A 25186-nucleotide genomic window follows, 5' to 3' on the forward strand; every position below is an offset into this window, starting at 1 on the left:
AGCTAGTATATGGATAAGTTTGGGGTTTTATACTCGGGGGGAGTAGATTATTCATAGCAACATGAATGAAGGCAGTAGATGGGCTTATGTAGTAGAAAATAGAATTTGGGAACCCAGAAGAGTAGGTCCCTTGTGTAAGGAGGAGCAACAGAATGACCTTAATGCGTTGGTTGGAGAACAATACAGGGACGGCTACTGTTGTAAAGGATGCGATATACTGGAAGGATGTTATATGGAGATGGCTTACAGATAGTGCGATGTGGTCGACCTTGTTGTTTGTGATTTTGAAGATTGCTATTATTTTCATCATTACACGTATCTTTATTCGGGTTATTAATAAAATTATAGATAAGTCGATGCAGCAAAAGGGAGAGAACGGCAGATTTCGATTGAATACCCGGCGGTTAACTACCGTTGGGGAACTACTGAAAAATGTAACCAATATCGTATTCAATTTTATTCTGATTATGCTGGTATTGTCTCAAATGGGTATTAATCTCGGACCTCTGATTGCCGGAGCCGGAGTGCTTGGATTGGCCGTTGGTTTTGGCGCGCAGAGCTTGGTTAAGGATGTGATTACCGGGTTCTTTATCATTTTCGAGGATCAGTTTGCCGTAGGAGACGTTATTCAGACAGGAACCTTCAAAGGTACAGTAGAAGTGATTGGGCTACGTACAACCAGGCTGGTGAGCTGGAAAGGGGAGGTTTACATTTTACCTAACGGCTCCATTACGACGGTTACGAACTTTTCCATGTCCAATTCGTTGGCGGTGGTAGATGTACCGATGAAGGCAGAACGTACTCTGGAGGAAGCTGTTGATTTGGTAAAACATGCGATTCGAGGAATTGAAGAATCCAATGTACAGGTGCTGAATATACCGGATGTTCTGGGGGTCCAATCCATGACGACATCTGAGTATATTGTGCGTATTGTGGCGGAGTGTATGCCGAATACAGGTGCTGCGGTAGAGCGTGATATTCAGAATAACATCAAGAAGGCACTAGAGGATGAGGAACATCGTCAGAGCGCGCTGGAGACGGCGGTAACCCTCGAGAAGGAAGACGAGCAGGAAAGAAAAGGGGGAGAGAAGGGTGGAGCGTAAGTCGTTTGAACTGGGGGACATTGTGCAGATGAAGAAGCCCCATCCCTGCGGAACGAATGAAATGGAAATTATCCGCATGGGTATGGATATTCGGATCAAATGTGTCGGTTGCCAGCACAGTGTGCTGATTCCGCGTGCCAAGTTCGAAAAGAATATGAAGAAGGTGCTGCGTTCAAAAGCCAACGCTGACGGGCAGAATTCAGAAACGAATTGAGCCGGGGTAACTGAGTGATTCTGGGTAACAATGAACTTGCATCATGGGCACAATGATGATATAATAATCCTTGCTGCGGAAAGGTACCCAAGAGGTCTAAGGGGGCTGACTCGAAATCAGTTAGGCGTCGCAAGGCGTGCGTGGGTTCGACTCCCACTCTTTCCGCCACTAACTTCATTAAATCATAAACTAATCTCTTATGCCTTTGGGCGTAGGAGATTTTTTGTTTTATAGAAAAAATATATAGCTGTATAAACTGAACTTAAAAGTTACCTACGCCGCCACTGCGCAGTTGGATAGTGCTTCCCATCGCCACCGCTTCGCTTGTACAGCACCATTCCGCCTACTCCGTTTTAAATGTGCATTTTTAAGTTTAGCTTATTCATCATGTAATAAATTTATGTAAACTGAAAAAAAATGAGCGCTGCCCCAAAGCGGGTTAGCGCTCATTCTCTATGTTTTTAGGAACGTACTGAATGATGTCTTCAATACCAAAAGTTTTTTCCACACCGTGGCTATGAGCAAATTCATTAATCGCGTTTAAGATATTTACCAGCGTATCTAGCTTAATGGTTTTCGTATCACCACTTGCCAGATCAAGAATAGTCGCAGGTCGTGTTTTGGATTCAACTGCTATTTTGTTCCTCGTAGCTCCGATCTCTTCGAGCGTTTCACTTAATCTAAAGTTGATTTGACCCATGACACAAGCCTCCTTGAGAATAAATTGCAACTTTATAAGTTATTAAATTAGTTTTCCTATTGATGTTGTTATTATATCCTATCCTCCCTTTATCGTAAAACTTTTTTCGTATATTCTATTGACGTACTACTTACAGAGTAGTACTATGTTATTACTAATAAAGTATTACTAACTAAGTAAAGTGTTAACTTTCTTTAGGGAAGAATGAACGATTTTGAAAGAGAGAGGAGATTTTATATATGGATTCATTAAAACTGGAACAGGCGGCTATGGTGTATGGACCTTATGATCTGCCACATGTGTACGAGATATTCGAGGGAGTTGTTTATGAGGGGTGTTATTTCTTTTATCTCGAAAATGGCGCTTTGTGCTTACGTCATGTACAAAAGGTGGAAAAGTCGTATCATACGCACCTTTATGTAGAAGGAGAGTATGGAGGGCTTCAACTGGCGAGAGGGGTACAGCGTGAAATTACGGAGGTTGTCACGGACATTATTCGGTACTGGAGAGATAAGAGCGGACTGGCTTTTTTATTCGATGAATTACTTTGTCTGCCGGGGAGGGAAGATATGGAACTGGACCTTTTGAGGAACAGAGGATGAACATTGAGGCACGTATACAATAAAGAAAGTGCCCTTGAACAGTGACAGGATATCATCTGTCCAAGAGCACCCCTTTGTTGTTATAGCTGGTTTGGCGGGTAGTTATAGCGTTTTGTTTTTTTCGAGCCGGAGATCATCAGAAGGATTGCTGCGATCAAATGGAGAATCCAGCCCAGAACAGGTATCCAGGCCAGTAAAGAGGTCAATATCCCCCATACAGAGCCATAGATCGCTTCCTGATTGCGTAACGACAGGATGAGTGTCACTGCATGCAGGACAAGCATGAATCCCAGAGCCGAGTAACCGGTCCCCATGACAATAGCTCCTCCCACAATCGGTACGGCAAGCACCAATTCGAATATACCTGATATCCACTTTAATATTCGAGAATAGCTCATCTTTAAACCTCCGTAGATAGTAGGTCTTTGTACTTGGATATATTCTAGCAGAAGGAGCCGGATTAATCTGCATTTTACCAGTATATGCAAAAAGTCCGATAATGCAACAAAGGAGGACCTCAAAGGTCCTCCATCGTAGGCGATACATTTTTAACAGGATACGATCTGTCCAATCACATCACGAAACTCGGTGTACTGACAAGCAATACCAGTGTTGAAAAGACAGTGTCCTCTTACACAAACCTAACGCTTCTAATGCCCGGAATGGATCTCCTAACAGTTTGTCCGGCTACGTCATCCAACGGAACCACACCTCTCTGTTGTATCGCCTGATTATAATATGGCCCGAATGTCGAGAAAATATACATTAATGAACGCGGGCTTTCGTTTTTTTCTTCCATTTGCGATTATGGTTGGTCGTCTCCGGAAAAGTTTCGCCTCTTTCGAGTGTCACTTGCTGCGGGTTTTGAATTTCGGTATGAAAGCTTTTTTCTCCGACTTCCATATATACGCCGTCATTTGGCGCTTTGTCGCCTGGCTCAAATTCGGTTTTTTCACCCATAAGATTACTCCTCCTTTACTGCATGGATTTGAACTGCAACGGTTATTGTGCGCTGACATGAGCAGAAACATGCGGGAACAACAACACGGGATTTCAGAAAATTGAGTTATTTCCTATATATAGATAAATTATACTGTACCTATAAAATCATAGAAAATGGGAGGTGTGCAGCTAATTTAACGGATTTACATCCCATGAACTCAATTGCTGGTTGCAATCAGTTGCTGGATTTGGTAAACTGTTTTAGTGCGAGTTTAGGCTCGTTCCTTGCTCTCAACCAAGATTGAGGGCCTTATGTCCATAAGGAGGTGTAAAGAATGCGCAAATATGAAGTAATGTACATTATTCGTCCTGACATTGAACAAGAAGCTGTTCAAGCGGCAGTCGATAAATTCCAAGGTGTCATCTCCAACGGCGGTGGCGAAATTACGAGTCACGATGTAACTAAACGTCGTCTTGCGTATGAGATTAAGAAATTCCGTGATGGTTCTTTCGTTCTGGTAAACTTCACAGCAGAACCTGCTGTAGTTGCTGAGCTTGAGCGTCTCATGAAAATTTCTGACGAAGTAATTCGTTATCTCATTACGAACGACGTAGCTTAATTATTGTACGTGATTATGTAATGAACAACGCTCAAAGGAGGGGATTGGATTGTTGAACCGTGTCATTCTGATCGGTCGTTTGACCAAAGATCCAGAGCTGCGCTATACACCGTCTGGTGTAGCAGTAACCCAGTTCACCCTGGCTGTAGACCGTCCGTTTACGAGTCAAGGCGGCGAACGGGAAGCGGATTTCTTACCGATCGTAACCTGGCGTCAGCTTGCTGAAACATGCGCTAACTATCTTCGCAAAGGTCGTTTAACGGCTGTTGAAGGCCGTGTTCAGGTTCGTAATTATGAGAACAATGAAGGAAAACGTGTATACGTGACTGAAATTGTAGCTGATAATGTGCGTTTCCTGGAATCTAACCGCGATGGCGGTAACGGTGGCGGCAATAGCGGTGGAGCTGCGCGTGAGGAGTCTCCTTTCGGAGGCGGTAACAGCAATAGTGGACGCGGGAATAATAACTCGCGAAACAATCAGGATCCTTTTTCCGATGACGGAAAACCGATCGATATTTCGGATGATGATTTACCATTTTAATTGGGAAAGGACTGACAAAGAATGGGCTTCAGACAAAGAGAAGGCGGAGACGATAACAAAAGACCAGCTCGTCGTGGTGGTCGCAACAAACGTCGTAAAGTATGTTTCTTCACTGTGAACAAAATTACTCACATTGACTATAAAGATACAGACCTGCTTAAAAAATTCATCAGCGAACGTGGAAAAATTCTTCCTCGTCGTGTGACTGGAACAAGCGCGAAATATCAACGTATGTTGACAATCGCGGTTAAACGTTCCCGTCAAATCGCATTGCTTCCTTACACTACTGAATAGTAGTTTGATGGAAGAGCAAAAGAGGCGTTCCCGATTTCGGGAGCGCCTTTTTTTGTGATTTTTCTGGTTGACAACAAGTCCCATGTATTGTAACTTACTAATAATACAATCCATGTTTAACCATTAAGCGTAGCTCAGCTTTTATGGTCCCATTTGTGATCGCACGTTCCCCAACTCGCCAGAGTAAACATTTCAGATTGCTGAAATGTTATTTTATATTACATGAAAATTCAGATTATCGGTATTTTTTCGAATAAAATTCATAAACTTTACAAAAATAGATATTTTGCATTTTTATATTACACAAAAAAAGATATTGACGTGATATTATTTTACACTTAAGATAAACCTTAATAAAAATGTAATGGTTATCAGCACCCTAAATTGACCAAAGGTTTAAAAACACGTGTTTGCGTTATCATTGGTAACCGTAAGGGAGGATGCACAGACTTCATTTTCAGACCTCAGGCTTTAATGAATCAACGCAGGAAAGAGACAGGCTGTTAAAAAAAGAACCGACTAAGGGGGATTAACAGGATGATGCAAACGAAGAAATGGGTTTCTTTGCTTATGGTGCTTACGATCGTTGGTGTTCTGTTTGCAGGATGTAGCGGAGGTGCTAATGAGGCACAGCCACAGCAAGGCAATGCGGACAAAAAAACAGAGGGAAATGAAGGAAGTGCACCTGTTACGGAGGGTGTTATTAAAGCAAGTGATCTGACCCAAAATCCGCCGGGAGCTACAAACCGGAAGGATAACATAGTGGTAGGTATGACGTCACCTAAAGGGGTATTTAACCCGTTGTTCTGGCAAACGACCTACGATCTATATGTAGTCAGAACCGTATTTGATTCCTTTTTACAGGTGAAAGCGGATGGTACATACGAAAATAGCTTGGCTGACAAGGTTGATGTGTCGCAGGATGGCTTGAAATACACGTTCCACCTGAAACCAGGTGTGAAGTATAGTGACGGCACGCCAGTAACAGTGAAGGATTATGCCTTTGTTCTCAAGGTACTGCATGATCCGAATTATGATGGAGAAACGGATGTTTTGTCTTTTAAGATTAAAGGCGGTAAAGAATATCACGATGGCAAGGCGAATGATATCTCCGGTATCAAGGTCATTGATGATAATACGGTAGAGGTAACCGTTACAGAAGCAACAGCTTATACAAAGGATTTTCTGGGTGAGCAATACTTCATGCCAGAAGCTTATTACGGAAAAGGGTTCAAAAAGGGTGACCTGGACAGCATCAAGGCGCTTAATAATAAGCCACTCGGCTCCGGTCAGTATGTGCTGAAAAGCTTTTCCCCGGGTCAACAAGTCGTACTTGAAGCTAATCCAAACTACTTTAAGGGCGCACCGAAGGTAAAATCGGTTATTTTCAAAACCACGACAGACGAAACCAACTTGTCTATGCTGCAAACGGGTGAGACCGATATAGACAATGTTACGGTTACAGAAGATAACGTAGAGGAATTGAAGTCTCTGGGCTTCCTGGACGTGAATATTATGCCGACCAACGGCTACGGATATATTGCATTTAATCACAAAGAAAAGAAATTTCAGGACCCTAAGGTACGCCAAGCTCTGACCATCGGTTTGAACCGGAAGGAGATTGTGGAAGGGGTGTACGGTCCGTATGCGAATGTCATTAACATTCCACAATCTACAGAAGCTTGGTCTTATACAGATGAAGGCATTAACAAATATGAGTTTGATACAGCTAAAGCAAAGGCTTTGCTGGATGAGGCTGGTTGGAAGGTTGGAGCGGACGGTATCCGTGAGAAGGATGGTGAAAAGTTTACCATTAACTTCTCTGCGACTGCGGATAACCCAGTAGTAGAGGCCTTGCTACCGATTATGTCCAACAACTACAAGGAACTGGGCATTAAGCTGAATTCCGAAACACTGGATTTCAATGCGATTATGGATAAGAAAGATACAGGCAAGTTCGATATGTTCTTTGCGGCTTGGGGATTGACACCTGATCCGGATACAACGGTCTATCTTACGAACGGCGCACAAAATGATGTCGGCTATTCCAATAAAAAGGTCGATGAGTTGACGCTTGCTGGTAAAAAGGAATTGGATCAAGAGAAACGTAAAGTGATCTACAAGGAGCTGTATCAAGAGCTGAACAAAGATCTGCCAGCCATCTTTATGTATCAGCGCAGAGATATGTGGCCAGTTAATGGACGTGTATCCGGCTTGGAAATTACACCATACAAAGATTTTGAATTCAGTCTGTATAACGCTCAACTCGCTCAATAAGGATTGCCAATCGTATGCTCAGCTCTCACGGGCTGAGCATATCACTTCTTTATTTGTCTGGAGGAATGATTATGAAGCAGTATATTATTCGAAGACTGCTGCAACTCATCCCCACACTCATTGGCATATCCATTATCGTATTTGCGATTTCAGCCATGGTGCCGGGTGATTATATTACAGCCAAGCAGAACCCGAATATGACCGCCGAAAAGGCACAGCAGCTACGACATATCTACGGGTTGGATAAGCCGGAGTACCAACGCTATTTTATATGGGCGGGCAATATGTTGAAGGGTAATATGGGGGATTCATTACAGCATAAGCAGCCGGTAACGAAGGTCATTGGCAATTATGTATGGAACTCTTTTATTATCGCTTTTTTCAGTCTTATTTTCAGCTGGCTGATTGCAGTTTTTGCCGGGGTATTTTCAGCCAAGTTCCAATACTCGTTATTCGATAAGTTTGTCACGCTGTTCATATTTTTGTGTATGTCGTTGCCGTCTTTCTTTATCGGTCTTTTGGTGATCAAAATATTTGCACTGGAATGGGGCATTCTTCCAGTTGGCGGCATGACAACAGCGGGGATGGAGCCGGGCTCATGGGCTTATATCGTGGATGTTCTCAAGCATATGTTCCTGCCAACGCTCGTTCTCACGATGCTGAGCACAGGCAGTCTGACCCGGTATTTCCGTACAGGTATGCTGGAGGTTATTCGTCAGGATTATATTCGCACCGCACGCGCTAAGGGCTTGAAGGAACGGACGGTTATTTTCAAGCATGCTCTGCGCAACGCACTGATTCCAGCCATCACGCTGCTTGGCTTTGAGCTTCCGGCTTTATTTGGCGGGGCAATGATTCTGGAAAAGGTATTTGTGTGGCCGGGTGTGGGTCAGGTCTATCTGGAGTCGATCAGTATGCGGGATTATCCGTTTATGCTGGGCTTCACTATTTTTCTGGCGGTCCTTACGCTCATCGGTAATTTGCTCTCGGATGTATTGTATGGTATGGCAGATCCAAGAATTCGCTTGAAGTAGGAGGGATACTATTGCCCGCAGAAACAGTCACGATTGAAACCAGTCCAAAGGCGGCGATCCGTCCTGAAGCGTCTCCGTGGAGAATCGCCGTTCGCCGTTTTAACCAGAATCATTTGGCTTTGGCCGGACTCATTATATTGATTCTTATGGTTGTCATTTGTATATTTGGACCGATGATTTCACCTTATCATCTGGATGATTATAAGCTATCTGATAAAAATTTAGCTCCGAATGCCCAGTACTGGCTTGGTACGGATAAGTTTGGCAGAGATATTTTGCTGCGTACAATGCTGGCTGGCCGTATTTCTTTGACGGTGGGGCTGGTGGCCACGTTTATTTCGGTCGTGATCGGTGCGACGTTGGGTGCACTGGCAGGATTCTATCGTAAAGGCGTGGATACGATCATTATGCGGATTGCCGATATTTTTATGGCATTGCCTACATTGCCGCTGTTGATTATTTTAGGTGCCGTTCTGTCAGATTTGAAGGTTGATCCAAAGAACCGGATTTATTTTCTAATGCTCATTATCGGGATCTTGAGCTGGACGAGCTTGTCCCGTCTGGTCAGGGGGCAAATTCTTACGCTGCGTGAACAGGAGTTCATGCAGGCGACGGAAGCGCTCGGCTTGAGAGATCGTCGTAAAATATTCCGCCATCTGCTGCCGAATACGATTCCTACTATTATTGTAACGGCTACGCTTGGAGTAGCTGGGGCGATTATAACGGAGTCTGCGCTCAGTTACCTGGGAATCGGCGTTGTGCCTCCCACACCTTCGTGGGGAAATATGATTTCGGCTGCGAATAATCTGATCGACTTTCGCAAGCGGCCCTGGATATGGGTTCCACCGGGAATGTGTATTCTGATTACGGTTGTAGCGATTAACCTGATTGGCGACGGTTTGCGCGATGCACTGGACCCTAAAATGAAGAAGTAGGAGACGAACGTTTATGGAAAATGCTTTGATTGAATTTCGTAACCTGAAAACCCACTTTCATACCTCTAGCGGAACTGTCAAAGCGGTCAATGACGTCAGTTTTAAAATACGTGAGGGTGAAACGCTCTGTGTGGTAGGTGAATCCGGCTGCGGCAAAAGTGTAACAGCCATGACGATGATGCGGCTGATTGATTCCCCACACACCTCAGACGGTGAAATCTGGTTTGAGGGCAAAAACCTGTTAACGCTGAATAAAGGTCAAATGCAGCAAATTCGCGGCAATGACATTTCAATTATTTTTCAGGAGCCGATGTCTTCGCTGAATCCCGTGCTTACCATTGGAGAACAGATTACGGAACCGCTACTGATGCATACATTAATGAGTAAAAAGGAAGCACGTACCCGGGCGATTGAGCTGATCAATCTGGTGGGGATTTCGCGTTCGGAGGAAATATTTCATTCGTATCCGCATGAACTGAGCGGCGGTATGCGTCAGCGAATCATGATTGCTATTGCATTGAGCTGTAATCCGAAGCTGCTGATTGCAGATGAGCCGACAACGGCGCTGGATGTTACCATTCAGGCGCAAATCCTCGATCTGATGCGGGATTTGAAGGATAAGCTCAAAACGTCCATTATGCTGATTACGCATGATCTGGGCGTCGTGGCGGAAATGGCCGATTACGTGGTCGTTATGTATGCCGGGAATGTTATTGAAGAGGCTCCGGTCATTGAGCTGTTCAAAAATCCGCAGCATCCGTATACACAAGGGTTACTGAAGGCGAAGCCTGTCATTAATCAGAAGATTGATCGGCTGTATTCGATCCCCGGTCAGGTTCCCAACCCGATTGAGCTGGAGGAAAATTGTCATTTTCATGATCGGTGTGCACATTGTATGCAAATCTGTAAGGATCAGGCCCCTCCCCTGCGTGAAAAGAAGAACGGTCATAAGGTTGCCTGCTGGCTATATGAGGAAGAAGGAGGGCAACGGGGATGAGCGAGCCTTTAATTCAAGTGGAAGGTCTGAAAAAATATTTCCCGATCACAGGTGGGATTTTTCAGCGTACCGTGGGACATGTGAAAGCGGTCGATGATGTATCTTTTAACATCCATAAGGGAGAGTCCTTTGGTCTGGTAGGAGAATCCGGTTGCGGCAAAAGCACGATTGGGCGTACGATTCTCAGGCTGATGGATAAGACCGAGGGATCGGTGCGATACAAGGGAGAGGACTTGCATGCGTTAAGCAAGGAGCAGATCCGTGCGCTTCGTCCGAAGCTGCAAATTGTATTTCAGGACCCTTTTAGCTCATTGAATCCGAGAATTAAGGTGGGTGAAGCCATCGGGGAAGCACTGCTGGATCACGGATTGATTGAACATAGTAAGCTGCGGAAAAAGGTTAACGAGACGCTGGATATCTGCGGATTATCTGCTTATCATTATGATCGGTATCCACATGAGTTCTCCGGCGGTCAGCGCCAGCGTATCGGGATTGCACGGGCTTTGATTTTGAATCCTGATTTTATCGTGGCTGACGAGCCGGTATCTGCACTCGATGTGTCTATTCAGGCTCAGATTATTAACTTGTTAAGTGATTTGCAGCAGGAACGGCAATTGACGTATCTGTTCATCTCGCATGATCTGAGTGTGGTCGAGCATTTGTGCAGCCGCATCGGTGTGATGTATCTGGGCTCGATGGTGGAACTGGCTTCCAAGGAAGAGCTGTTCCGAAATCCGCTTCATCCGTATACGAAGGCGCTGCTGTCGGCGGTTCCCATTCCCGATCCGACGATCAAGAGACAACGGATTGTGCTAAAAGGGGACATTCCTTCTCCGGCGAATCCGCCGTCAGGCTGCAAGTTCCATACGCGCTGTCCTATGGCGGAGGCCCGTTGTAAAATAGAAATTCCGGCGTATCGGGATGCAGGCGATCAGCATTATGTAGCCTGTCATTTTGCCTAGAAACATAGTAGAAAGCCTTTTTGAATCATTCGACTTATAAAAATCTGTCAGCCTGCAAGCAGGAAATGGCGGATTTTTTGCTGTGGAGTGGAAAAAACAAAAAAATTGCATCTTTTTTTCGAAAAGTTGCAGACAAAATGGATTTTTCATCGTCTAATAAAGTATGGGGGTTATTACGATGATGAAAAAATACTGGTTACGTTGGGCTATTGTGGTCCCGGTACTTATTATATTGATTTTTATTACACTTGGACCCCGACTACTGGTCGGTAAGCCAGATGTGCACGCAGGAGCTGCGGTGCTGATGGACATGCAGACGGGAGAATTGTTGATGGATGTGAATGGCGATACGCCTATGCCTTCCGCAAATATGTCCAAGCTCATGACCGAGCTGCTGGTTCTAGAGGATATTCGTGCCGGGCGGTTAGGCTGGAATGATGAAGTGAAAATTAGTCGTTATGCAAGTACGGTGGGTGGAGTAAATCTGTCACTTCGGTATGGTGAAAGGCTGACGGTGTCCGAACTGTTCCAGAGTATGGTTGTGTATTCGGCTAATGACGCGGCTGTGGCACTGGCGGAACGCTCAGCAGGCAATGAACCGGCTTTTGTGAAGCGTATGAACGACAAGGCGGCTAAGATTGGATTAACGTCCTACAGCCGATTTAGCAATGCGTCAGGAGCGGGACAGAGTGAGCTGGGTCCTAACCATCCCGAGAATATTCGGGGAGAAACGCAAATGACGGCAAGCGATACGGCGAAGCTAGCCTCCTACCTGATAACGTCGCATCCGGAGATTTTGAGAACGTCCAGCCGTACGCAGATGGAATTGAAGGATAAGGGCATCTATATTAGTAATACGAATTGGATGCTGCCTTCCTTGGCGGGGCCCTACTCTTACGCAGGAACGGATGGGCTGAAAGCGGGATACACCAGCGATGCGGGATATTGCTTCACTGGCACAGCCGAACAGCATGGCAGAAGGCTGGTAGCTGTGGTGCTGGGGGCACCGAGTAAGGAGGAACGGTTCGAGCAGACACGGAAGCTGTTCGATTATGGCTTCGCTCTGTCTACCTCTTTCCCGGTAAGGGTGCAGAATTTGGTGAAGCTGGCTCCGCGCTAAGGTAAGGAACGACTTTAAAAGCTACATAGGATACTACGGGCTATAAACATCAAGCAAGGCTTTGACCGTGAGGGCGAAGCCTTTTTTGGCGTGAATGTGGTGGCGAGGGGCTGTCTACGACATGGCACTTTTGACAACAAGGTAGCAGACCTTTTATGCTGTGAGGGGAAGTTTCCGCTTCATAAGGGCCTGATTCGGTTTAATGAAGAGATGGATTTATTGAAGTAAAGAAGGAAGGAACCTGTTATGGAGAGAAGACATAGGAGAAGGACAGGCGGAAAGCCTAAGAAGAAAAAAAGGTTTACCGCTCTATATATTTCATGTATTGTTTTGTTTCTGATTGCGGCGGGAGGATATCTGTTTCGTAAACAGCTGACACTGGTGGCCTTTGACTGGTTCGTATCTCCGACGTTGGAGAGCAAGCTGGAGAAGTCCTTTCAGCCGCGCCAGTCGGAGGGACAGAAGCAGCCAGAGCCGGTTGCTTATCGGAAAGAGCCGTTTTCGGTGCTGCTGCTTGGAACGGACCAAAGGCCGAATGAGAAGGCGCGTGGCCGCTCGGACACGGTAATTTATGCGGCTGTACGGCCTGCGGAATCGCGTGTGCTTCTGGTTTCCCTTCCAAGGGATACGTATGTCCAGATTGCCGGACATGATCCAAATCATGACGGTGAGGATGATTTTGATAAGTTGGGGCATGCTTATGCATTCGGAGGCGAAGATATGTCCATGGCTACGGTAGAGAAGCTGATGGAGCATAAGGCCGATTATTATGCTACGATTAATTTTCAAGGTATTCAGGATGCTGTAAATGTGGTGGGCGGGGTTGAACTTCCTATTGATAAGCCGATTGAGAATAAAAACCCGCTGCATATCAAGTTCCGCATCGAGGCGGGCAAGCCGCTTTATAATGGTGAAGAAGCAATGTATTATGTTAGATATAGGGAAGACAGCGACTTTAATCGTACCAAACGGCAGCAAATTTTTCTGAATGCAATGGCGGATAAGCTGCTGAATATCAACGGGATTTCCAAGATTCCGGAGCTACTCGATATTATGGGAGCCAATTTCAAGACGGATATGGAGCCTACTTTTATTACCAGGCTTGGCAAGCAGGCCATTTTGCAGGGTCAACCACAAATTTCGAGTTTTACGATTACGGGGGAAGGTTTCAAGAAGAAGGGCCTGTATTATGACCGGGCCAATGAACAGGAACTCGAATACGCCAGACTTATGATCGCAAACTGGCTGGATTCCGGCACAACCCCGCAGACGCTGAAGCTTCCCGACAAGCAGGACATTCAGTGAGTAATCATTTGATTTTACAATTGATTTTGAGGGGGATTCGTTTCTCATGAATATCGCTTTTTTCTTGCTTCCCAAACAAGAGGTTGCTTTTGTCACGGCGGATGCAACTTTACGGCAAACGTTGGAGCGGATGGAGTATCACCGTTTCACGGCGGTTCCGATTTTGGATAAGGAAGGTAGATATACCGGCACGGTTACAGAGGGTGATCTGCTGTGGCATATGAAGGAATCTGAGGGAAAAATCACCTTTGAAAACGCTTCGAAGTTCATGCTCAAGGACGTTCCGCTTCGGGTTTCGATAAAGCCTGTGTCCATTGATGCCAATATGGAGGATTTAATTAATTTGGCGAAGGTGCAGAACTTTGTCCCTGTTGTGGATGATATGGAACGGTTTATCGGCATTGTCCGCCGTAGCCAGATTATTGAATATTGTGAAAAATTTGTGTCGAGAGAATCACTTAACTCGTCATCTTAAAGCAAGCAGCATAGTTGCTCTGAACAATAATAATTTGCCTACGGATAACAATTATTTTCAGCATAGGATATGCTATAATGGAGAATAAAGCTTTTTCAGAGGGGTGTGACTCTTCATCATATGCCTAAAGAACTGGATGTAGTTAAGCGGGCCAAGGTGATTGAATGGCTCAAAACAGAGGTACTTGACCAGGTATCCCGTCTGTTTAAAGCGATGTGGGAAGGTAGTACAGCCCGCATTGGCGATTGTCTGGCGAGCCTGATAATGAGCAGCTATATTTTGGGAAGACGCCTTGGGGTGTCTTACCGTGAATTGGATGATCTCCTCATTGACAAGCTAAGAAAGCACAGAAAAGAAGGACACCAGCTGGAGGATTGGTATCAGGACATTTCCGCACTGGAAGAACATATGCGTAAGAGGTGAAAACTTTGAAATTCCGCTTGGCAACTGTAGCATGGAGCGTTATTTATTTGCTGCTGCTGCTGTCTCTATTGACACCCTTAAGAATCTTTACCGTATTTTTGCTGATTGTGCCTGGCGTTGTATTGTTTTCATCGCTGCCTTTCAAAGGATTTCTGATTCATGTGATACCGGTGCTGTTGATTATAGCGCTACAAGATGTATATTTACTGCTTCCCGCGATTTATTTTCTGATCCCAGCCTTGCTAATGGGACGGGTATATAAAAAGGGAGCCCCTGCCTTTCAGGCTTTGATGACCGGAGCGGGTGTGATTTTAGCCGAGTTGTTGGTTGTGCTACTCATTGCTACGTATGCCTTCGGGTTTGATCTTTCGCAATATCTTCGTGATCAGGCTGCTATATCGGCAAATCTGGTACAACAGATTATAAATAATAATCCGATGCTTCCGGGCATGAAATGGACAGCAGAAGATACACAGAGACTCGGTACGATGATGATCGGCAAAGTTCCATATGTGCTGATCCTGACCTCGTTTTTACTGGCTGTGATCACGCATGCTCTGGCGCGTCCGGCATTGAGCAGCCTTGATGTGCCTGTACGCAAAATGAAGCCTGCCCGAGAATGGAGGCTGCCACGCGCGCTCATCTGGTATTACCTGCTGGCGATTGTGTTTGAGTGGATGGCCATGTCCTCTGACAGCAGTTGGGTTCAGGCGGTTTCTGTTAGTATGTTGCCGCTGATCCATGCGTGCTTTATTATCCAGACGATCGGATTTATTTACTTCTGGACTCATAGCCGTAACATGAGCCCGGTGATCGCGGTGCTGCTGTCGCTCGTCGTTCTGGTGTTCCAGCCACTCCGTATTATCGGTATTATTGATTTGGCCTTTCCGCTGCGTGAAGCTATTACAAGATCAAAGAAATAGGGTGAACAGTCATGCCTAAATTTCTACAAAAACGCTGGCACGGCTATCATACCGTCTGGGCGTTTTTACTGCTGCTGGTGCTTGTCATATGTATTTCCATGTATAACTGGGAACTGGGTGTGATGGGACTGGTGCTGTCATTCTTGCTCGGCGGGCTGATGCTGAAGACGGAATTGGATTTCCGTCGGGAACTGAATCAATATATCAGCGGCCTTTCATTTCGCATCAAGCGGGTGGAAGGGGAAGCGGTCAGCTCACTGCCGTTCGGCATCATTTTATACAGCGAAAATCGAACGGTAGAATGGCACAATCGGTTCGCTGGGGAAATGTTCGAGGACCAGTCACTGATAGGCGAGCCGCTCCAGGACCTCTTTCCCCAGCTGGCAGGAGCTTTGGGTGCCAAAAAGGAAACGAAGGAGCCTGTTCGTGAGCTAATGGTAGAGCTACAGCATGATGAGCGCTATTATCATTTCCTCATCGTGCTGGATGAGCGTCTGATTTATTTGTATGAAGTGACGGAGTTGGCGGTGCTGCACAAGCAGTATGAGAACGAGCGGCTGGCGCTCGGCATCGTTATGCTTGATAATATGGATGAAGCTGCTCAGGGAATGGACGATCAGCAGCGTACCGCGCTTATTGCGAAGGTGTCGAGCGAGATTACATCATGGGCGAACCAGTACAATATTTATTTGCGTCGTTTGTCATCCGAGCGTTATCTCATCATGCTGAATCACAAGGCGCTTCAGGAGCTGGAGCAAAGTCGATTCGTCATTCTGGATACGGTACGGGAAATGACGGCCGATTTGAAGGTGCCGATGACACTGAGCATCGGCTTGTCCTTCGGCGCGGAGAGCATCAAGGAGCTGGGCGAGCTGGCTCAGTCCAGTCTGGATATGGCGCTCGGACGGGGCGGCGACCAGGCGGCGGTGAAGGCGGGACAGCGTCTATCTTTTTATGGCGGCAAGTCCAATGCTGTCGAAAAGCGTACACGGGTGCGCGCGCGGGTCATTGCGCATGCGCTGCGTGATCTGATGCAGGAGAGTGACCGCGTGCTGATCATGGGGCACAAAATACCGGACATGGACGCACTGGGGGCGGCCATCGGGGTATGGAAGGCCGCAGCGCTCTACAACGTAGAGGCACACATCGTGCTGGATAAATCTAATCCGTCCATCGACCGGATGATGGAGCAGGTGAACAAGGACGAGAATCTGTCGAAAGCGCTCATGACGCCGGAGCAGTCGCTCCAGCTGATGACCGAGCATAGCCTGCTGGTCGTGGTGGATACGCACAAGGCCTCGATGACAATTGAGCCGAAATTGGTGCAGACGGCGAGCAGGGTGGTCGTTGTAGATCATCATCGTCGGGGCGAGGAGTTTATTAACGACTCTGTTTTGATTTATCTGGAGCCGTACGCGTCGTCGGCATGTGAGCTGGTGACAGAGCTGCTGCAATATATTCATGAGAAGGTTCAACTGACGCCGCTGGAGGCGACATCGTTGCTTGCGGGGATTACGGTGGATACCAAGCATTTTTCCCTGCATACAGGCTCACGTACGTTTGAAGCAGCCGGTTTTTTGCGGCGTAGCGGGGCGGATACAGTCATGATCCAGCGCATGTTAAAAGAGGACCTGGATGAATATATTGCTAAGGCGGAAATTATTAAGCATGCTAAAATGATATATGGGCACATCGCGCTTGCGGTGACAGAGCCCGGACAGAAGATACCGCAGCTCCTGATTGCTCAGGTGGCGGATTCATTACTCAATATGACGGATGTACTGGCCTCCTTTGTGGTCAGTGAACGTCCTGACGGCCTGGTGGGGATCAGCGCCCGTTCACTCGGACGCATGAACGTACAGGTCGTCATGGAACGGCTAGGCGGCGGAGGACATCTGACGAATGCGGCGGTTCAGCTGGATTGTCCGCTGGAGGAAGCCAAACGCAGAGTGGTCGACGTGCTGGCCGAAATTGATGGGGAAGAGGGGTTATTTGAATGAGAGTGATTTTTATTAAAGATATGAAGGGCCAAGGCAAGAAGGGTCAAATTAAGGAAGTATCGGACGGTTACGCAGCGAATTTCCTGCTGCCGCGTGGTATTGCCCGCCCGGCAACGGAAGGGAATATGAAGACGCTGGAGAACCAGAACGCTGCTGAGGAAAAGCGCAAGCAAGAGGAAAAGGAAGAGGCGCAGGCACTCGGCAAAAAGCTGGAATCCACAACTGTTCAGCTTAAAGCAAAAGCTGGTGAAGGCGGTCGACTGTTCGGAGCGATTACAAGCAAGCAAATCGCGGAAGCGGTCGCTGCGACGGGGATTAAGCTGGACAAACGCAAAATCGAGCTGGAAGAACCGATTCGTACGTTGGGCGTGACTCAAATGACCGTTAAGCTTCATCCTGAGGTCAAAGCTACGCTGAAGGTACAGGTGACCGAAGAATAATTATGGGCGGCGAATTTTTCGATCGGATTCCTCCGCAAAACCTGGAGGCAGAACAGGCGGTTATCGGGTCCATTTTGCTCCAGTCCGAAGCACTGATTACAGCGATGGAGCGGGTGCAGACCGAGGATTTTTACGATAAGGCTCACCAGATGATTTACGAAGCGATGATTGAGCTGGGTGAATCCGGACAGCCGATAGACTTGGTTACCCTGACCTCGAAAATTCAGGACAAGGGTCAGTTGGAGGATATCGGGGGTGTCAGTTATCTGGCGAAGCTGGCTCACGGGGTACCGACAGCGGCCAACGTGGATTACTACGCTCAGATTATTGAAGAAAAGGCGATGCTCCGCCGATTGATTCGTGCAGCTACGCAGATTGTGAGCGAAGGCTATAGCGGTGGCGAGGACGTCGCCGGTATGCTGAGCGATGCCGAGCGCAAGATTATGGAGATATCCAACGGGCGTTCGGGCAGCGGTTTTATTGCCATCCGCGATGTCGTGATGGAAGTGTTCGACCGGGTCGAATTGCTGCACCAGAACAAGGGCAATACGACCGGGATTCCATCCGGCTTTGTTGATTTGGACAAGATGACGGCGGGTTTCCAGCGCAATGATTTGATCATTGTGGCAGCTCGTCCATCCGTAGGTAAAACGGCGTTCGCCCTAAATATTGCGCAAAACGTTGCGGTTCGGGCGAAGGAGACGGTTGCTATCTTCAGTCTGGAAATGTCGGCGGCCCAGCTCGTGCAGCGGATGATCTGCGCCGAGGCCAATCTGGATGCAAACGTGATGCGGACAGGTGATTTTAAAGGCGACGACGATTGGGCGAAGCTGACGATGGGCATTGCAGCCTTGTCGGAGGCTGAGATCTATATTGACGATACGCCGGGTATTACGGTTGCGGATATCCGTGCCAAGTGCCGCCGTCTCAAGACGGAAAAGGGACTGGGTATGATCGTGATCGACTACTTGCAGCTCATTCATGGGCGGGGGAAGTCGGGCGAGAACCGGCAGCAGGAGGTATCCGAAATTTCGCGGACCTTGAAGCAAATTGCCCGTGAGCTGGAAGTGCCTGTAATCGCCCTTTCCCAGTTGAGCCGGGGTGTGGAGCAGCGTCAGGACAAGCGGCCGATGATGAGTGATTTGCGGGAATCCGGTTCCATTGAGCAGGATGCTGATATCGTCGCGTTTCTGTACCGGGATGATTACTATAATCAGGAAACGGAAAAGAAAAATATTATCGAGATTATCATTGCCAAGCAACGTAACGGCCCGGTCGGTACGGTAGAGCTGGTGTTTCTCAAAAATTATAATAAATTCGCCAATTACGAGCGTGCTCATTCGGATGCGTTCGCTGGATAACGGAATGATATATTTGAAAAAAGGCTCTTTCGACGCGGTTCTCGCAATGTCGAAGGGGCCTTTTACATACGATATTCATAAGTTTTCATATAAAGGCCGAAACTCTCAATTACGAACAATACTATTTTCATGTGATATAATGTTCGCTTTTTATTTGACTTTGAAAAATGGTGCTGTTACACTTATAGTGCTGCTTCAACGCAGTGGGGAGATCATTACGCCCGGGGCTTTCCGTACCTACGGAATGTCTGCGACGGACGTTTTTTCCTGCTGTCCAAGAACGCTCCGTATCTGTCCGCTCAGGCGGTTGAAGTCGGATATGCGCAGCGCGTCAGCTCAAAATCAGAGTGTCTGTGGCACTCCACGGAGGAATGAAACATGTCAACTGTAGTCGTTGTGGGAACACAATGGGGAGACGAAGGCAAAGGCAAAATTACGGACTATCTGGCGGAAAGCGCTGAAGTAGTGGCCCGTTACCAAGGCGGAAACAATGCTGGTCATACGATTCTCATTGACGGTAAAAAGTACAAGCTGAGCCTGATTCCATCCGGCGTTTTTTATGAAGATAAAAAGTGTGTCATTGGCAACGGCATGGTAGTTAATCCGGCCGCTCTTATTGAAGAAATTACTTACATTCACGATAATGGCTTTTCTACGAAAAATCTGGTCATTAGTGACCGTGCACATGTTATTATGCCATACCACATCACGTTGGATGTGCTGGAAGAAAACCGCAAAGGACCTAACCAAATCGGTACGACGCGTAAAGGGATCGGCCCTGCTTATATGGATAAAGCTGCTCGTAACGGTATTCGTATTGCTGATTTGCTGGATGCAGAGGAATTCGAAACGAAGCTGCGCCTTCAAGTGAAGGAAAAGAATCAAGTGATCGAACAGGTATACGGCGGCGAGCCGCTGAATGTGGAAGATATACTGAAACAATACCTGGAGTATGCAGAATTTGTTCGTCCTTATGTAGGGGATACGTCTGTTGTGCTGAATGATGCGATTGATGCGAATCAAAAGGTACTGTTCGAGGGCGCGCAAGGCGTTATGCTCGATATCGACCAAGGTACGTATCCGTACGTTACATCCTCCAACCCTTCGGCTGGCGGCGTATGTATCGGTTCCGGTGTAGGCCCGTCCAAGATCCAACAGGTCATTGGTGTAGCCAAATCGTACACAACTCGTGTCGGTGACGGTCCGTTTCCAACGGAACTGAATGATGAAATCGGCGATTACATCCGTGAAACAGGTCATGAGTACGGTACCGTTACAGGTCGTGCTCGTCGTGTTGGCTGGTTTGATAGTGTGGTTGTACGTCATGCCCGTCGTGTCAGCGGACTTACAGGTCTGTCCTTGAACTCGCTGGACGTATTGACAGGTCTGAAAACGGTGAAAATTTGCACAGGCTACAAGTATCGCGGTGAGGTGATTACGCATTATCCGGCTAGTTTGAAAATGCTGGCGGAGTGCGAGGCCGTATACGAGGAACTGCCAGGCTGGAGCGAAGACATTACTGGCGTGAAAACGCTGGAGGAATTGCCTGAGACTACTCGTAATTACGTACAACGCGTATCTGAGCTGACAGGTATTCCAATTGCGATCTTCTCTGTTGGTCGTAACCGTGACCAAACGAACCAAGTGCTTCCGATTTACCTGTAACCAGCAGAATCGTTTTATCTGTTAAGGCGTTATGCCTATTCAATTGTATAGCTATTCCTGCACGTTCAAGGAGAGAGAGGCTGTTAAAAGCCCCCCTCTCCTTTTTTTTATGTAAAAAGCGTTCCTCTGATTTCCCTCCCTTTTACAAAATCTTATCGCCCATGTCGATTTGTGATAACAAACCCTCTCTATAATCCAGATAGAAAGAGATTCGGACGTCTAGACGTCTTGAGAGGGATGAATTATGAACTGGTATCTTCGCTCACTTGGCACACGCAAAATTATGGAGTTCATCGTGCTCGTTATTTTCGTCATTTTTTTCCTGGGGCCTCTGACTAACCTGTTGCTGCTGGCGGTTTCGGGAAAATGGCAGTATCCTGCACCGTTGCCACAGAGCTTGTCACTGGAATGGTGGAAGTTTGTATTAACCCAGGATGATGTGCTTAGCTCTATATCTCTATCCTTCCTGATCGCCATTACCGTTACAGTCTGCTCGATTATCGTATGTGTTCCCGCTGCCTACGCCTTCGCGCGGATTTCATTTCCGCTGAGTAAGTGGTTTTTGTTTTCATTTTTGCTCACGCATGCTTTCCCGAAAATGGGATTGTACGTGTCCATCGCGGTGTTGTTCTACAAGTTCGGGCTGATGAACACCTTTACGGGCATTGTATTGATCCACATGGTGAACACCCTGATGTACATGACATGGATTCCTTCCTCTGCGTTCCGCAGCGTCCATCGTGCTCAAGAGGAATCTGCCCGGGATGCCGGGGCGGGACCGCTACGGGTTTTCTGGAAAATTACGTTCCCCATGGCGCTGCCCGGCATTGTGGTCGCTTCCATCTTTACGTTTCTCGCTTCATTAGATGAGGCGCAGGGAACGCTGCTCGTCGGGACACCGGACTATAAAACGATGCCCGTCATCATGTATTCCATTATTGCGGATTATCCGAGCACAACCGGTGCAGTATTCTCCGTCATTTTGACCTTGCCCACGGTGATCTTACTGCTTGCAGCAAGGCGTTTCGTAAGTGCGGACGTGCTGGCTGGGGGATTCCAGGTGAAATAACGCAATTGGTAAAAAGGAGCCAAATCTAATGTCCATTCAATTATCCATTCGTGAGTTAACCAAACGCTTTAAGACGGGGGACGGAGTCAAGGGCATTTCACTTGACGTAATGAAAGGGGAACTTGTAACGCTACTCGGTCCTTCCGGCTGTGGTAAAACAACCGTGCTTCGCTCCATTGGCGGCTTTTTGGACCCGGACAGTGGCGACATTGAGATTCAGGGTAAAAGCGTGCTCAAGCTGCCACCCGAAAAGCGCCCGACCGCTATGGTGTTCCAAAGCTATAATTTGTGGCCGCATATGACCGTATATGACAACCTTGCTTTCGGTTTGAAGATTCGCAAGGTGAAAAAGGCGGAAATCGACCGTCAGGTAAAGGAAGCACTGGCGCTGGTTCGGCTGGAGACAGCAGAGCGTAAAACGCCGGGGCAGCTCTCGGGCGGTCAGCAGCAGCGGGTAGCACTTGCTCGGGCTCTGCTGCTAAAGCCGGATGTATTGCTGCTGGACGAGCCCTTTTCCGCGCTCGATGCGAAGCTGCGCATGGAGATGAGGGAGGAGCTGCGCGACATCCAGACCCAGACGGGAATGACAATGGTGTTCGTCACTCACGATCAGGAGGAGGCGCTGTCCATTTCCGACCGGATCGTCGTTATGAATGCGGGGCGAATTGAGCAGCTCTCTTCGCCGCAGGAGATTTATGACAAGCCACAATCGCTTTTTGTAGCAGGCTTTATTGGCCGGATTAATTTATTAAAGGGGGTGAGCACAGGTCGCAGTGTCTCTGTGAGCGGAATACCGTTTGCACAGGAGCATGAATACACGGGTGAATCCATGGTCGGTGTAAGGCCAGAGGATATTGTTCTGACGACGGAAGAAAACGGCTCTCTGGCTGGAACGATCAGACAAGTGATGATTCTCGGGCATTATGCGGAGGTTTCGCTGGATAGCGGTACCGATCATCTGAAAATGTTTGTGCCGCGTGAACGGGCGGCCGAGCTGCGCAGTGGAGAGCAAATCAGATTCAGCTTCAGTAAAATTGTTACTTTTCCAGCAGCACAGTGAAGATTCACGATCAACCTCTACATCGCATCAATGTCCATCATGAACGCATCATCTGGTGATGCTGCGAACTTGTGCAACTATCTAAAGGAGGCAACAACGTGTTTGGGAAAAAGAAGATGGGTCTGATTTTGTCCGGGGTGCTTAGCTTATCGTTGTTGGCTGGATGTGGAAACGGTGGTAATGCCGCTACAGCTACAGGGGAAGCCAAGGATACAAAAGCGGGAGCAGCTACGGGAACGACGGAAATTTCCTTGTACACTGGCGGGTCTTTGAACGTCAAAGAGCTGTGGGAAACGTTAATCAAGGACTTTGAAGCTAAAAATGATCACGTTAAGGTCAAACTGGTGTATTTGCCAGCGGGAACCGGGGGCGCATCTACGCTGGATCGTCTGATCGCAGCCAAGAAAAGCGGTCAAACCGATACAGATATCGACCTGTACGAAGGCAGTCTGGACGACATCACCAAAGGGGTAGGCGAAAAGCTGTGGGAAACAGCCGATACTGCCAAGGTTCCCAATTTGAAGAATGTCGATGAAACGTATCTCAAGCAAGTAAACAATCAGGCCATTCCATACCGTGCCTCTTCGGTTGTCCTTGCCTACAACAGCGCAAAAGTGGCGACACCTCCGAAAACAGCCGACGAGCTGTATACGTGGATTCGTCAGCACCCGGGAAAATTTGCTTATAACGACCCGTCCACGGGTGGATCGGGTAGCTCGTTTGTGAACACGGTTATCTATAATTTCCTTCCTCCAGAGGCGATGAACAGTGATGATCCGGCAAATATGAAGAAATGGGATCAAGGCTTCTCGTTGCTCAAAGACCTGGGCCCTTCGATGTACCAAAAGGGAGTCTATCCGAAAAAGAACCAAGGTACGCTTGATATTTTGGCAAGTGGAGAGGTGGACATGGTTCCGGCTTGGTCCGATATGGCGCTCGAACAACTGGCTAAAGGTCTGCTTCCAGACACGGTGAAGCTGACACAGATTGACCCTGCTTTTACAGGCGGTCCCTCTTATCTGATGGTTCCTTCGCTTTCCTCCAAAAAAGAAGCAACACAAAAATTCCTGAACTACGTGCTGACGCCAGAAGCGCAAACGGTTGTTATCAACAAAATGTACGGTTATCCAGGGATTAAGTGGAATCTGATGCCAAGGGAACTGCAAGAAAAATTCAACAGTGTATCTTCTGGATACCGCAGCTTCAACAGTGGCGAGCTTCAGCAGGAAATCTACAAACGCTGGCAAAGTGAAGTAGCGGGCGGTTGATCATGAGTTCATCGTCCAAAAGGGGGATGCTGGGGCTTGCCCTGGTCATCCCGTCTTTTCTCATTTTGCTGGTCGTCGTCATCATTCCGATTCTCTATGCCGTAAAGGAAAGCCTGATAGATCAGCATGGAACAGGCTACGGGCTGGCGAACTATATCCGCCTGTTCACGGAGCCTGCGATGCGAAAAAATATGATATATACGATCAATGTCACGCTGGTCTCGACGGCCCTTACCTTAGTCATCAGCTATGCCTTGGCGATTTATCTGCGATTTGGAAAAGGTTTTGTCGTCAAATGGATCGGCCGATTGTATTTTGTCCCGATGTTCGTTCCCGGCGTAATTGCAACCTATGCGATCATTACGATGTACGGCAATCATGGCTGGGCTGCACGCCTTTTGTTGCCGCTGGGTATTGAAACCATTCCGAGGATTATTTACGACTACAAAGGACTGGTGCTGGCTAATCTGTGGTTTAACATTCCGTTCGCCACGATGCTCCTAAGCTCGGCCTTGGCCAGCATTCCAAACGCTGTTGTAGAGAGTGCCAGAGACGCGGGAGCCAGCACGCTGCAACTGTTTGGGCGCTTTATTTTACCCCTTTCCTACAAAACGATGTGGGTTGCGGTGACCTTCATCTTTATGGGGATTATGGGCAGCTTCACGGCTCCGTTCCTGATTGGTGCAAACTCGCCGCAGGTGCTGGGTGTCGCGATGCAGCAGGTATTTTCCAGCTATCAGGAGACGCATACAGCCAGCGCAATGGCAGTGTTTATGTTTTTGCTGTGTTCTTTTATGGGCTACTTTTATATTCGGACCATGGTGAAGGATGCGGATGCGAGCTAGACGGCCGCTAT

General features: G+C 47.5%; 27 protein-coding genes and 1 tRNA gene. 25 read left to right on the top strand and 3 right to left on the bottom strand.

The window, feature by feature from the left end; all coding sequences use genetic code 11:
• Positions 1 to 152: 152 nt before the first annotated feature.
• The 3 genes from L696_RS0111125 to L696_RS0111135 all read left to right on the top strand — a co-directional run bounded on the left by L696_RS0111125 (position 153) and on the right by L696_RS0111135 (position 1485).
• Positions 153 to 1103 (top strand): mechanosensitive ion channel family protein, encoded by a 951-nt coding sequence (locus L696_RS0111125; RefSeq protein WP_025683693.1) that lies wholly within the window; start codon positions 153 to 155, stop codon positions 1101 to 1103.
• Positions 1093 to 1317: a DUF951 domain-containing protein gene (locus L696_RS0111130; protein ID WP_025683694.1), complete on the top strand. Its 225-nt coding sequence runs from the start codon at positions 1093 to 1095 to the stop codon at positions 1315 to 1317. The genes L696_RS0111125 and L696_RS0111130 overlap by 11 nt, the downstream gene beginning before the upstream one ends.
• A gap of 77 nt (positions 1318 to 1394) precedes the next feature.
• Positions 1395 to 1485: transfer RNA gene (locus L696_RS0111135), tRNA-Ser, on the top strand.
• A gap of 271 nt (positions 1486 to 1756) precedes the next feature.
• Here the strand turns inward: L696_RS0111135 and L696_RS0111140 are convergent.
• Positions 1757 to 2017 carry a hypothetical protein gene (locus tag L696_RS0111140; RefSeq protein ID WP_025683695.1) on the bottom strand — a complete coding sequence of 87 codons (261 nt, stop codon included), beginning with the start codon at positions 2015 to 2017 and terminating at the stop codon, positions 1757 to 1759.
• A 239-nt stretch (positions 2018 to 2256) separates the two neighbouring features.
• Here L696_RS0111140 and L696_RS0111145 point away from each other — a divergent pair, with 239 nt between their 5' ends.
• Complete coding sequence (locus tag L696_RS0111145; protein WP_025683696.1) at positions 2257 to 2619, top strand: hypothetical protein; 363 nt, start codon at positions 2257 to 2259, stop codon at positions 2617 to 2619.
• A gap of 80 nt (positions 2620 to 2699) precedes the next feature.
• Here the strand turns inward: L696_RS0111145 and L696_RS0111150 are convergent, their stop codons facing one another.
• Together L696_RS0111150 and L696_RS0111155 are read right to left on the bottom strand one after the other, a co-directional pair.
• Positions 2700 to 3017 carry a hypothetical protein gene (locus L696_RS0111150; protein WP_025683697.1) on the bottom strand — a complete coding sequence of 106 codons (318 nt, stop codon included), beginning with the start codon at positions 3015 to 3017 and terminating at the stop codon, positions 2700 to 2702.
• Between the two features lie 367 nt (positions 3018 to 3384).
• Positions 3385 to 3579: a YjzC family protein gene (locus L696_RS0111155; protein ID WP_025683698.1), complete on the bottom strand. Its 195-nt coding sequence runs from the start codon at positions 3577 to 3579 to the stop codon at positions 3385 to 3387.
• Positions 3580 to 3896: 317 nt separating this feature from the next.
• Here L696_RS0111155 and rpsF point away from each other — a divergent pair, with 317 nt between their 5' ends.
• The 21 genes from rpsF to L696_RS0111265 all read left to right on the top strand — a co-directional run bounded on the left by rpsF (position 3897) and on the right by L696_RS0111265 (position 25175).
• On the top strand, positions 3897 to 4181 hold the full coding sequence (gene rpsF, locus L696_RS0111160) for a 30S ribosomal protein S6 (RefSeq protein WP_025683699.1): 285 nt from the start codon (positions 3897 to 3899) through the stop codon (positions 4179 to 4181).
• 49 nt (positions 4182 to 4230) lie between these two features.
• A complete protein-coding gene (gene ssb / locus L696_RS0111165) occupies positions 4231 to 4722 on the top strand; it encodes a single-stranded DNA-binding protein (protein ID WP_013312801.1) in 492 nt (163 codons plus the stop codon).
• A 21-nt stretch (positions 4723 to 4743) separates the two neighbouring features.
• Positions 4744 to 5016, top strand: coding sequence for a 30S ribosomal protein S18 (gene rpsR, locus L696_RS0111170; RefSeq protein ID WP_013312800.1), 273 nt, complete (start codon positions 4744 to 4746; stop codon positions 5014 to 5016).
• Between the two features lie 537 nt (positions 5017 to 5553).
• Positions 5554 to 7293, top strand: coding sequence for an ABC transporter substrate-binding protein (locus L696_RS0111175; RefSeq protein ID WP_025683700.1), 1740 nt, complete (start codon positions 5554 to 5556; stop codon positions 7291 to 7293).
• A gap of 71 nt (positions 7294 to 7364) precedes the next feature.
• Positions 7365 to 8327 (top strand): ABC transporter permease, encoded by a 963-nt coding sequence (locus L696_RS0111180; RefSeq protein WP_025683701.1) that lies wholly within the window; start codon positions 7365 to 7367, stop codon positions 8325 to 8327.
• Between the two features lie 11 nt (positions 8328 to 8338).
• On the top strand, positions 8339 to 9262 hold the full coding sequence (opp4C, locus tag L696_RS0111185; protein WP_025683702.1) for an oligopeptide ABC transporter permease: 924 nt from the start codon (positions 8339 to 8341) through the stop codon (positions 9260 to 9262).
• 13 nt (positions 9263 to 9275) lie between these two features.
• The gene (locus tag L696_RS0111190) at positions 9276 to 10259 is read left to right on the top strand and encodes an ABC transporter ATP-binding protein (protein WP_025683703.1); all 984 of its coding nucleotides are present in this window, start codon (positions 9276 to 9278) and stop codon (positions 10257 to 10259) included.
• On the top strand, positions 10256 to 11221 hold the full coding sequence (locus L696_RS0111195) for an ABC transporter ATP-binding protein (RefSeq protein WP_025683704.1): 966 nt from the start codon (positions 10256 to 10258) through the stop codon (positions 11219 to 11221). Before L696_RS0111190 ends, L696_RS0111195 begins: the two co-directional genes overlap by 4 nt.
• A 178-nt stretch (positions 11222 to 11399) precedes the next feature.
• A complete protein-coding gene (locus tag L696_RS0111205) occupies positions 11400 to 12341 on the top strand; it encodes a D-alanyl-D-alanine carboxypeptidase family protein (protein WP_025683705.1) in 942 nt (313 codons plus the stop codon).
• 246 nt (positions 12342 to 12587) lie between these two features.
• Positions 12588 to 13646: an LCP family protein gene (locus L696_RS0111210; protein ID WP_025683706.1), complete on the top strand. Its 1059-nt coding sequence runs from the start codon at positions 12588 to 12590 to the stop codon at positions 13644 to 13646.
• Between the two features lie 46 nt (positions 13647 to 13692).
• The gene (locus L696_RS0111215) at positions 13693 to 14121 is read left to right on the top strand and encodes a CBS domain-containing protein (protein WP_025683707.1); all 429 of its coding nucleotides are present in this window, start codon (positions 13693 to 13695) and stop codon (positions 14119 to 14121) included.
• A 120-nt stretch (positions 14122 to 14241) separates the two neighbouring features.
• Positions 14242 to 14544 carry a MazG-like family protein gene (locus L696_RS0111220; RefSeq protein WP_025683708.1) on the top strand — a complete coding sequence of 101 codons (303 nt, stop codon included), beginning with the start codon at positions 14242 to 14244 and terminating at the stop codon, positions 14542 to 14544.
• Positions 14545 to 14549: 5 nt separating this feature from the next.
• Positions 14550 to 15467 carry a DUF2232 domain-containing protein gene (locus tag L696_RS0111225; RefSeq protein ID WP_025683709.1) on the top strand — a complete coding sequence of 306 codons (918 nt, stop codon included), beginning with the start codon at positions 14550 to 14552 and terminating at the stop codon, positions 15465 to 15467.
• 11 nt (positions 15468 to 15478) lie between these two features.
• Entirely contained in the window at positions 15479 to 17467 is a 1989-nt protein-coding gene (locus L696_RS0111230; RefSeq protein ID WP_025683710.1) for a DHH family phosphoesterase, read from the top strand.
• Positions 17464 to 17907, top strand: coding sequence for a 50S ribosomal protein L9 (rplI, locus tag L696_RS0111235; protein ID WP_014278976.1), 444 nt, complete (start codon positions 17464 to 17466; stop codon positions 17905 to 17907). Before L696_RS0111230 ends, rplI begins: the two co-directional genes overlap by 4 nt.
• A gap of 2 nt (positions 17908 to 17909) precedes the next feature.
• The gene (dnaB, locus tag L696_RS0111240; protein ID WP_014278975.1) at positions 17910 to 19268 is read left to right on the top strand and encodes a replicative DNA helicase; all 1359 of its coding nucleotides are present in this window, start codon (positions 17910 to 17912) and stop codon (positions 19266 to 19268) included.
• 378 nt (positions 19269 to 19646) lie between these two features.
• Positions 19647 to 20933, top strand: coding sequence for an adenylosuccinate synthase (locus tag L696_RS0111245; protein WP_025683711.1), 1287 nt, complete (start codon positions 19647 to 19649; stop codon positions 20931 to 20933).
• Between the two features lie 244 nt (positions 20934 to 21177).
• Complete coding sequence (locus tag L696_RS0111250; protein WP_025683712.1) at positions 21178 to 22002, top strand: ABC transporter permease; 825 nt, start codon at positions 21178 to 21180, stop codon at positions 22000 to 22002.
• A 28-nt stretch (positions 22003 to 22030) separates the two neighbouring features.
• Positions 22031 to 23062: an ABC transporter ATP-binding protein gene (locus L696_RS0111255; RefSeq protein WP_025683713.1), complete on the top strand. Its 1032-nt coding sequence runs from the start codon at positions 22031 to 22033 to the stop codon at positions 23060 to 23062.
• Between the two features lie 98 nt (positions 23063 to 23160).
• A complete protein-coding gene (locus L696_RS0111260) occupies positions 23161 to 24330 on the top strand; it encodes an extracellular solute-binding protein (RefSeq protein WP_025683714.1) in 1170 nt (389 codons plus the stop codon).
• A 2-nt stretch (positions 24331 to 24332) separates the two neighbouring features.
• Positions 24333 to 25175, top strand: a complete 843-nt coding sequence (locus tag L696_RS0111265; RefSeq protein WP_025683715.1) for an ABC transporter permease — start codon at positions 24333 to 24335, stop codon at positions 25173 to 25175.
• Positions 25176 to 25186 lie beyond the last annotated feature (11 nt).

The sequence above is a fragment of the Paenibacillus maysiensis genome (genome assembly GCF_000520815.1).
In the GTDB taxonomy this organism is placed as follows: domain Bacteria; phylum Bacillota; class Bacilli; order Paenibacillales; family Paenibacillaceae; genus Paenibacillus; species Paenibacillus maysiensis.

Coding starts and splice junctions, on each gene's coding strand:
- L696_RS0111125 (WP_025683693.1), top strand. CDS start 153: ATGACCTTAATGCGTTGGTTGGAGAACAATACAGGGACGGCTACTGTT.
- L696_RS0111140 (WP_025683695.1), bottom strand. CDS start 2,017: ATGGGTCAAATCAACTTTAGATTAAGTGAAACGCTCGAAGAGATCGGA.
- L696_RS0111145 (WP_025683696.1), top strand. CDS start 2,257: ATGGATTCATTAAAACTGGAACAGGCGGCTATGGTGTATGGACCTTAT.
- L696_RS0111150 (WP_025683697.1), bottom strand. CDS start 3,017: ATGAGCTATTCTCGAATATTAAAGTGGATATCAGGTATATTCGAATTG.
- L696_RS0111155 (WP_025683698.1), bottom strand. CDS start 3,579: ATGGGTGAAAAAACCGAATTTGAGCCAGGCGACAAAGCGCCAAATGAC.
- rpsF (WP_025683699.1), top strand. CDS start 3,897: ATGCGCAAATATGAAGTAATGTACATTATTCGTCCTGACATTGAACAA.
- rpsR (WP_013312800.1), top strand. CDS start 4,744: ATGGGCTTCAGACAAAGAGAAGGCGGAGACGATAACAAAAGACCAGCT.
- L696_RS0111175 (WP_025683700.1), top strand. CDS start 5,554: ATGATGCAAACGAAGAAATGGGTTTCTTTGCTTATGGTGCTTACGATC.
- L696_RS0111180 (WP_025683701.1), top strand. CDS start 7,365: ATGAAGCAGTATATTATTCGAAGACTGCTGCAACTCATCCCCACACTC.
- L696_RS0111190 (WP_025683703.1), top strand. CDS start 9,276: ATGGAAAATGCTTTGATTGAATTTCGTAACCTGAAAACCCACTTTCAT.
- L696_RS0111195 (WP_025683704.1), top strand. CDS start 10,256: ATGAGCGAGCCTTTAATTCAAGTGGAAGGTCTGAAAAAATATTTCCCG.
- L696_RS0111205 (WP_025683705.1), top strand. CDS start 11,400: ATGATGAAAAAATACTGGTTACGTTGGGCTATTGTGGTCCCGGTACTT.
- L696_RS0111210 (WP_025683706.1), top strand. CDS start 12,588: ATGGAGAGAAGACATAGGAGAAGGACAGGCGGAAAGCCTAAGAAGAAA.
- L696_RS0111215 (WP_025683707.1), top strand. CDS start 13,693: ATGAATATCGCTTTTTTCTTGCTTCCCAAACAAGAGGTTGCTTTTGTC.
- L696_RS0111220 (WP_025683708.1), top strand. CDS start 14,242: ATGCCTAAAGAACTGGATGTAGTTAAGCGGGCCAAGGTGATTGAATGG.
- L696_RS0111230 (WP_025683710.1), top strand. CDS start 15,479: ATGCCTAAATTTCTACAAAAACGCTGGCACGGCTATCATACCGTCTGG.
- rplI (WP_014278976.1), top strand. CDS start 17,464: ATGAGAGTGATTTTTATTAAAGATATGAAGGGCCAAGGCAAGAAGGGT.
- dnaB (WP_014278975.1), top strand. CDS start 17,910: ATGGGCGGCGAATTTTTCGATCGGATTCCTCCGCAAAACCTGGAGGCA.
- L696_RS0111245 (WP_025683711.1), top strand. CDS start 19,647: ATGTCAACTGTAGTCGTTGTGGGAACACAATGGGGAGACGAAGGCAAA.
- L696_RS0111250 (WP_025683712.1), top strand. CDS start 21,178: ATGAACTGGTATCTTCGCTCACTTGGCACACGCAAAATTATGGAGTTC.
- L696_RS0111255 (WP_025683713.1), top strand. CDS start 22,031: ATGTCCATTCAATTATCCATTCGTGAGTTAACCAAACGCTTTAAGACG.
- L696_RS0111265 (WP_025683715.1), top strand. CDS start 24,333: ATGAGTTCATCGTCCAAAAGGGGGATGCTGGGGCTTGCCCTGGTCATC.